The organism is Marisediminitalea oceani, from assembly GCF_003731635.1.
Taxonomy (GTDB): Bacteria; Pseudomonadota; Gammaproteobacteria; order Enterobacterales; family Alteromonadaceae; genus Alteromonas; species Alteromonas oceani.
On record NZ_RCUA01000090.1, the window covers coordinates 1 to 8,053 of the forward strand.

An 8,053-nucleotide genomic window follows, 5' to 3' on the forward strand; every position below is an offset into this window, starting at 1 on the left:
ATGACGAAGATAGTTTACTGCCCTTGCAAGCAGCCTCTGTCAATTACCGCATTGCTGTAGGACCAGATACAGGCAAAAAAGTCTTTGCCTTGCAAACCTTACCTGCCAAAGACGAACAACATTACGGTCAATTAGCTCAAATAAACGGTTTTAGCTTACACGCTGGGGTGTTTGCAGACAGCCATCAAACTGACAAACTGGAAAGGCTATGCAGATATATCTCAAGGCCAGCGTTAAGCGAGCAACGATTGAGTCTAACCGATTCAGGAAAAGTAAGATATCAACTGAAAACTCCCTATCAAGACGGTACCACACATGTCTTTTTTACTCCCTTGGATTTCATAGGCAAGCTCGCGGCACTGGTGCCAGTGCCGAGGCTAAACCTTACGAGGTTTTATGGCGTGTTTGCTCCCAATGCTAAGGTGCGTGCCGAGGTAACGGCTTCACAACGCGGTAAGAATAGCCCTCGCTTAGCAGAGCATCTGAAAGATTCAGATAAACCATACCATGCGCGAAGCATGTCGTGGGCACAAAGGTTAAAAAGAGTATTCAATATTGACATCACAGTCTGTGAGGCTTGTGAAAAAACCAACGTCAAAATTATTACTTGTATTACGGATCCGGCTGTTATCCATAAGATTTTGGCGCACCTTGACAAGCAGACTCTTCTTGAAGCAAAAAACGATTCTCTAATGCCGCCACTTCGAGCTCCACCAGCCACAGCCTCATTCAGTGACTACATCATTCAACGCGACTTCGATTTTGGCGCATGAAGCACAAAAAACGACCGTCATGCTGAGGTGAAAATGTGAGTTTTTCTAACAAAGACTGCGTTGGAGAATACATATTGTAAGTTAATTCCAGGTCATGCTCTTTGCACAGTCTGGCGACTTCAGGTATGTGTTTAATTGTTTGCTTTGAAACAGTAAACAGCATTATCGCGCGTTTATCTCCGGCATAGTTTTTAAGCGCTTTGCGAAAGACGTTGGCTCCGCGTAGTTTTATATCAATTTCATCATCGCCTGCCCATACCGAAACACCAATGCGGTAAGGGATGTCTTTGTCCAGTTTGATTGTTCCATTGGTGCCAATATTACCCCACGGGAAAAGCTCAGCGGCAGCTAATCGGGTAGCCGGAGGTATCTAGCCTCCAGCCCCCACAACACCCTGCATGCGGCTCCGCACAGGGCGTTTCCCAAAAGTTTTCAAAATAGGGGTTCTAGGGATTTTCCCCTCTAAAGTAACATAGAATGCTACAGGCTTTGTATTATATAGCCTCCAGCTGTGGGTTACTTTCGTTTCCAAGCTTAATCATCCACGATTGGCTTCGCAATTTCACTAATATCAGGCAATTTTCCGGTATTGGTGAAGTTATACGTTCCGCTTAAGTTGATATTTTGCCACGCAACGGGCGAAACAGCACGAGTGATACCCGCTTTCTCTTCATCTCCTCTCGCTTCAAAGTGTCCCAGAAGATGACTCAGTATCGCGGAGTTGAAGTAGATGAGCGCATTGGCAAGCAATCTTGCGCATTCATTCCAGATAGCGATTTCAGACTCGTTTTTGCCACGGAACTGATCACCATTCACCGACGCAATGGCTCGTCTAAGGAAGTGCCATGCTTCTCCCCGGTTCAGGGCACGTTGCACATACTGCCGCAAACTGGCATCGTCGATGTAGTCAAGTAAATATTGCGCTTTAACCAGTCGATTATACTCCGTCAGAGCCTGTAATATTGGGTGTCCAGAAGGGTAACCAGACAGCTTTCTCACCAGCATTGCTTGTGTCGTCCGCTTTGTCTGAAGTGACAGAACAATACGCCTGATATCTTGCCATCCCGTTGTAATAACATTCGTTCTGATAGGCTTCTTTAGCGCCAGTATGGTGCTGCCTTGTTCACTTTCAGTCACATCAAACAGATCGTTGATGACACTATTGAACTGCGCGTATCGAGGTGCAAAGCTGTAACTGCTTAGATCCAATAAGGCGAAGTTAACATGATTGACACCGTGCGTATCTGTCGAGAGCACATCTGGTTTGACATCGCTGCTGTTTGATTGCAGCAGATCATAAATATAGTGTGATTCATGCTCGTTAGAGCCGATGATCCGAGCATTGAGGGCGCTGTGGTTGGCCACCAGAGTCATGGCCGTGATCCCTTTATTGGTACCGAAGTACTTTGAGGAATACCGGGTTTTAAACGTTTCCAGATGGGTTTCGAATTTCTGACCATCCGCACTGGCGTGCAACTGGTCCTCCTGAATATGGTAGTGGCGGAAGATGGGTAATGAAGCCACCGCATTATTGATCACGTCGCTGGCATCATGCAGCGTTTCAGGTCGGATATAGTTAGCCTGTACTGTACTCAGGTGTTCATAACTGCGGTCGGAGATCTGCGCCATACCATACACACCACGGTGAGTGGCGTTAGCAATCAGAATGGCCAGTAAATCATCCTGATGAGTAGTTCCCTGTTTTTGTATTGGCAGCACATGTGTCAGGCTTCGCATGAACCCGGTTTCGCGCTCAACATACCGCAGGACATCCGCGATACCGACTGGCTGCATTCGCTTAAAGAAGGGATTGTTGACCAGAGATGTAGCGCCTTTTGTTGGCAGGTGCCAGCGGGTGCCCGAGCGATTTTTCATGATTACATTGCGATTATCTCCCTCATCAATATGGCGCGCCACGTCTTTGAGCGCGCTTTCCAGTCGATGTTGTTTCTCCTGTAACAATGCGTCAACAGGTTGTTTTAGTCTGTCCAGTGTTGATGAGGCCAGCAGTGCATCCTGCGATGTTTGGGGGATCAGGTCGTCTTCCAGTGCCCGGTATTTGGTGACATTTGACAGATAAATACGTCCGTTCAGTCGTGAAGTTAACTGCCGGTAGAGCAGCCATTCATAACGTTGCGGATTAACGTTATCCTGTTTCACCAGCCATGGGAGGTGCTTTTTGGGGATAAGCGACGTATCCATTGTCATCAGTGATTCACCGGATACGATTTCCGTTTGCATCTTTTGAAGTTGGGCGACGACGGCTTCTGAGCCTTTACCGGCCTCACATTCAAGGTACAGGAACACTGGTCTTAACAACTGTTCCAGAAGGTTTCGTTGTTCGTCATAATATTGCCACTGGTACTCTTCCACGGTCCGTTTCTGTTTTTTCAGGTAAAGGCAGAGGGTCTGGATATCCCTGTCATTCATGACCTTCAATGCCTGTTGTCTGACTACTGAGAAGGGCTGATTGTCATCAATATTCTCGTCAACAAACAGGTGAAGTAGCTCTGCCGCTTTCGTGACATTGTCCGCAGCTGACTGCCAGGACAGGAACACTGCTTGTTGTGCAAAGGCGTTGGCGGCTTCCTGTTGTTTTCGGATATGGTAAACAAACCCATCCGTCAGGCGCTCCAGTGCAAGTTGCATGCGCTCTGTCAGATGACACAGTAACCACAGGTGCTGCTGTGAGCGTTTGAAGCGCCGCACTTTACTGCCGTAGTAATCAATAAGGCCGCTGAAGTGTTGTCGATTTTTTAGCGACAGATTGAGCCTGTCCACAACGTCATTTATTTGCGTGTGCCATGGTGCTAACCGGTGGTAAATGGCGAGCTCTTTTTTAAGCTCAGGCACGGTCAGACTTTTGGCACCACCCCTGAGATGGCTCAGACTCAGCCCGTCGTCTTTAGTAGTGATTATGTTGTCCAGAAATACGTTAAGTTCATTACTGGTAAGTTGATTCAGTTGGAGCGTCAGGTCTTTTCTGACCTGTTGCATTGTGCGGCTTATCAGTCTTTGAAGCACGGAGTACTTAGGAATGGCAATGTTATGGCTGGCAAGGTATTCAATGGCCGCATCAAAGAGGTGTCGAGGCTCCAGCCAGGCATGACCAATGTAAACCAGGTGGTGGCACAGAGCATTGAGGTGCTGTTTTTCATTCCACTTATTGTAATTAAGTAGACGCAGTATCCTTGAGTAAATACGGTCACGCTGCATTTTACTGACACTGAAAGGCCTGATCCCTTTACCTCTTTGAATTTGGGAGGCAATAAACTGCATGTCGATACTGATATCACGGAAACTCGGAGCAATGATCACTGGCTTAGATTTAAAATAGCCCAGAAGCGCCACGAAATAACAACGATGTTTAGTAAGCCTGATAGTACGGCATTCGGCCTGTTCTACATCGTTTAGCGAAAAATACAAACGTTGTTCCTCAATAGAAAACTGAGGTGCTGAATACAAGTCTCGTTGTTCTGCCTGAGTCAGAATCGAGAGTTCATTACTAATTGCCATGATGAATAAACGCCAATATGATTGATGGTGTTTATATAAGATGGCAGAATATTGGAAGGTAACCCACCGCCACAGACCATATAATATAATACCTGTAGCGTTCTATGTTACTTTAGAGGGGAAAATCCCTAGAACCCCTAATTCAGAAACGTGGCCGGTTAAAGTAAATGTGTACGAGAGAGTGAATAGACACAGCACAAGTAAGCAAGACTTTAACCTTAGGAAAGGTTTAAGAGGTTTAAATTTCAATAAGTAGATAGTTATTAAAGCTACGGCTAACCCCCCCGCAGAGAGTGTAAAAATATCTGTGTAAGTGGCATTCTTAACCTGTTGAAAGGAAATGTAGAATGCCAATATCAGACAAACTTATCGATCAACTGCTAGAAGGTTGTGATTCACCCGATGACATCCTCGGCGAAGCCGGATTACTTAAGCAGCTCACCAAAAAGGTGGCAGAGCGAGCGTTAAACGCCGAGATGGAGCAACATCTCGGTTACGCTAAACATGCACCGGAAGGTAAAAATTCCGGCAACTCTAGGAACGGTAAATCTAGTAAAAAAGTGCGTTCAGTTCATGGCGAAATAGAGCTGGATATCCCGCGAGATCGCAGCGGTAGTTTCGAACCCAAGCTCATCAAAAAGGGCGAGAAGCAGCTTAATGGTTTCGATGACCGGATAATCTCGCTGTATGCGCGTGGCATGACAACACGCGATATTCAGGCGCATTTCGAGGAATCCTACGGCGTAGAAGTCTCTCCAACCTTTATCTCTCAAGTTACCAATGAAGTAATGGATGAGGTAAAGCAATGGCAACAACGTCCGCTAGATGCGCTATATCCTGTCGTTTACCTGGATTGCCTGGTGGTACGCAGTCGCGACTCTGGTGCGGTACAGAACAAATCGGTTTACCTGGCTCTCGGTATCAACACCGATGGTGAAAAAGAGCTGTTAGGCTTGTGGATGGCACAAACCGAAGGCGCTAAATTCTGGTTGTCTGTGATGAATGAACTTAAGAATCGTGGCGTGCAGGACATCTTCATCGCTTGTTGTGATGGCCTGAAAGGCTTCCCTGAAGCCATCGAGGCCGTTTACCCGAAAGCACAGGTACAGCTGTGTATCGTGCATCAAATTCGCCACTCGCTGCGCTATGTTAACTGGAAACAGCGCAAGGTCATTGCCGCTGACCTAAAACGAATTTACGGTGCCGCAACTCTGGCCGAAGCGGAACTGGCCCTGGCAGAGTTCGCTGAAAAATGGGATGACCAACACCCAACGATTAGCCTGTCCTGGCGCAATAACTGGGCACGTCTGAGCGTCTTCTTCGACTATCCGCCGGAAATCCGTAAGGTCATTTACACGACAAATGCCATCGAGTCCCTGAACGCGAGTCTGCGGAAAATTACCAAAACCAGACGGTCGTTTCCGACTGACGATTCAGTGATGAAAATATTGTATCTGGCACTTCACCAGATATCGAAGAAGTGGACAATGCCAATAAGAGATTGGAAAGCGGCCATGAGTCAGTTTATGATTATGTACAGTGACCGCGTATCACTATGATAAACAGCCACTTACACAGAAGATCTTACAATCTCCCCCCGCACGATACAAGGTGACTTCACCGATAGGAGAACTCAACATTATCTTAAGCATAAAGGGGTCAAGTGCGCCTTGAATTCCCTCTTCTACCATCGCTCCAGTGTTCGCGATAAACCACACTGCATTAGAAATAAACGCAACAAAGACACAAACCTTTACCCATACAGCGCTATAAGATGGCGTTGTATAACTTGTCCTACTGTCGTTAATATCTCGCCAGAAAAATGTATATCCAGCTGTGGCCGCGAAACCTAAATAAAACATTAGCTTTGTCACTACAATTACAGTGTTCCAGATATACATTTCCACAGCTGAATCCCCTTTTTAGTGCACCATAAATCCAAAACTATCTTTCATCTTGTGCCCATCGGAGCCAAGCATGATGAACTCAACATTGTATGAACCTGGACGTAATTTAGGTAAGGTCCAAGAATAATCCGTTGCAACCTCTTTCGGAGGTTCAAAGCCAAAATCAACTTTTGCACCTTCACTATCTTTTAAAACTACTTTTATTAATCTAACTCCCTTGGTAAAGCTGACTGATAGTTCCATTGGGGCCTCCATCAGCATTGCATTTTTGCTTGGTGTGCTAGATTTAATTTCTATAGCCTCATGTGCTAATGCCACGCTGCTTAGCAGTACACTAAATATTGCAAATGATTTAACAAGTGCTTTCATGATTACCTCTATCTTTGGTTTTTAAAAATTAAAATTGCTTTGATTGTCAAAAGTGCGCATTTATTTGTTTAACTTTGACTTCAATCGAATTGACTTTCGTAGCTTTCTACTTTCGCGTAAGGTTCGTAGCTCCCATCTTGATATATAATGAAAACGGTATAAGGCATAAACTGCTCTGCTACTTCCATTCCGGGTGAACCTACTGGCATAGCTGGAACAGATAACCCGATAGCCTTTGGATGTTCTTCTAACAAGAATCGTTTTATAAACTTAGAAGGGACATGGCCTTCAAATACAAAGCCACTTTCTGTAACAGCGGTATGGCAAGAGCGAAGATTTGGCGAAATTCCGTATTCGTTCTTGATGTCGCTCAAGTTATGAAAGTCCTTTGTACGTAGTTGAAACCCTTGGCTTTCTAGATGAGTTATCCACTTTTTACAGCATCCACACGATGGTGATTTATAGACCAATAATTCAAAGGCGTCGTTTGCGCCATGGTGGATATTTGCCATGGCAACGCTAGGTAGAATTAGCAGTAATACCGCAGCTTGATAGGTGATTTTTTTTAACATTTTTGCCTCCAGACAAAGCTGGCACATATAGGTACGCTAGCACCTAGATAATAAACAGGAACTAAAACAAATTGTGCGTGAAATTTGGACGCACTGACCCTGTGTTAGGCAAATATCGGTGGGCGAAAAAGTGAGGAAGTTACTGAAACTGGCTGTTGGAAGAACAAGCCAAATGAAGCGTCCGGCACCACTGGGTGTTGAACAATCATCATGGAAGCTATAAGGACGGGAGCATGAGTACAACCACCTGGTGGGCATGTGCATTCCGAAGTGTTGCAACAATCTTTAATACTAGCGTTTTCGGAACTTATAGAATCTACTCTCATACCATGGCTCATGTTCGTAGAGCAATTCGATTCAGAATTACTATTGTAATGTTTGTTATCAATATCCATTTCAAAACTCATAGTATCTACAGCCATCGCTTGCCCGACGAGGGCAGATAGCACTGTAAACACTAATATTAGTTTTGATATGAATTTAAACATTTCTTAAGCATTAAACATAACCAATATGGAGAATAATGGATTTTCGCGAATTGGTAAACAGTTGAGGCTGATTTGTAATTAGAATAGCCCGTTCATCGGCAGAATTTAGGAAATAGTCATGATGAGGGAGATTGCCTACAACCATGCAAATTTTTGGGCGCGTCTCTAACTCTATAATTCAGATACTGCGGTAGAACTTGAACGCTTTAAGTAGCCGCCACAATACTTTCCTTTTGTCCAGTTCCATTAACGTTATAACGGGGGCTAACCAGAAATACTAGAAAATTGAGGAGGCTTGAGGAGCTATATAAATAAACACACCCGATAAATATAAATTCACCGGTAACTTGAAAGAGAAATCAGATATTCTGTTTGGCTATGTTCGGATTAACTGTTGTTGAATCGAAAAGAGCCTGTTTTCGTTAAGG

7 protein-coding genes are annotated in these 8,053 nt (G+C 44.9%); 2 read left to right on the forward strand and 5 right to left on the reverse strand.

Annotation, left to right across the window (positions count from 1 at the left end; all coding sequences use genetic code 11):
* A partial coding sequence (locus tag D9T21_RS22620; protein ID WP_206427318.1) for a transposase occupies positions 1 to 773 on the forward strand: 773 nt, incomplete at its 5' end.
* 534 nt (positions 774 to 1,307) lie between these two features.
* Here the strand turns inward: D9T21_RS22620 and D9T21_RS22625 are convergent.
* Positions 1,308 to 4,289 (reverse strand): Tn3 family transposase, encoded by a 2,982-nt coding sequence (locus D9T21_RS22625; protein ID WP_123327418.1) that lies wholly within the window; start codon positions 4,287 to 4,289, stop codon positions 1,308 to 1,310.
* Positions 4,290 to 4,636: 347 nt separating this feature from the next.
* On the opposite strand from D9T21_RS22625, the gene D9T21_RS22635 reads away from it, so the two are divergent.
* Complete coding sequence (locus D9T21_RS22635; protein WP_123327419.1) at positions 4,637 to 5,848, forward strand: IS256 family transposase; 1,212 nt, start codon at positions 4,637 to 4,639, stop codon at positions 5,846 to 5,848.
* Here D9T21_RS22635 and D9T21_RS22640 read toward each other — a convergent pair.
* The 4 genes from D9T21_RS22640 to D9T21_RS23315 all read right to left on the reverse strand — a co-directional run bounded on the left by D9T21_RS22640 (position 5,843) and on the right by D9T21_RS23315 (position 7,625).
* Positions 5,843 to 6,196, reverse strand: a complete 354-nt coding sequence (locus D9T21_RS22640; RefSeq protein ID WP_241155796.1) for a hypothetical protein — start codon at positions 6,194 to 6,196, stop codon at positions 5,843 to 5,845. The genes D9T21_RS22635 and D9T21_RS22640 overlap by 6 nt on opposite strands.
* Before the next feature lie 15 nt (positions 6,197 to 6,211).
* A complete protein-coding gene (locus D9T21_RS22645) occupies positions 6,212 to 6,565 on the reverse strand; it encodes a copper resistance CopC family protein (protein ID WP_012516900.1) in 354 nt (117 codons plus the stop codon).
* Positions 6,566 to 6,645: 80 nt separating this feature from the next.
* Positions 6,646 to 7,137: a DUF411 domain-containing protein gene (locus D9T21_RS22650; RefSeq protein WP_061487085.1), complete on the reverse strand. Its 492-nt coding sequence runs from the start codon at positions 7,135 to 7,137 to the stop codon at positions 6,646 to 6,648.
* Between the two features lie 104 nt (positions 7,138 to 7,241).
* Positions 7,242 to 7,625: a CopL family metal-binding regulatory protein gene (locus tag D9T21_RS23315; protein WP_139125468.1), complete on the reverse strand. Its 384-nt coding sequence runs from the start codon at positions 7,623 to 7,625 to the stop codon at positions 7,242 to 7,244.
* Positions 7,626 to 8,053 lie beyond the last annotated feature (428 nt).

Coding starts and splice junctions, on each gene's coding strand:
- D9T21_RS22635 (WP_123327419.1), top strand. CDS start 4,637: ATGCCAATATCAGACAAACTTATCGATCAACTGCTAGAAGGTTGTGAT.
- D9T21_RS22625 (WP_123327418.1), bottom strand. CDS start 4,289: ATGGCAATTAGTAATGAACTCTCGATTCTGACTCAGGCAGAACAACGA.
- D9T21_RS23315 (WP_139125468.1), bottom strand. CDS start 7,625: ATGTTTAAATTCATATCAAAACTAATATTAGTGTTTACAGTGCTATCT.
- D9T21_RS22645 (WP_012516900.1), bottom strand. CDS start 6,565: ATGAAAGCACTTGTTAAATCATTTGCAATATTTAGTGTACTGCTAAGC.
- D9T21_RS22650 (WP_061487085.1), bottom strand. CDS start 7,137: ATGTTAAAAAAAATCACCTATCAAGCTGCGGTATTACTGCTAATTCTA.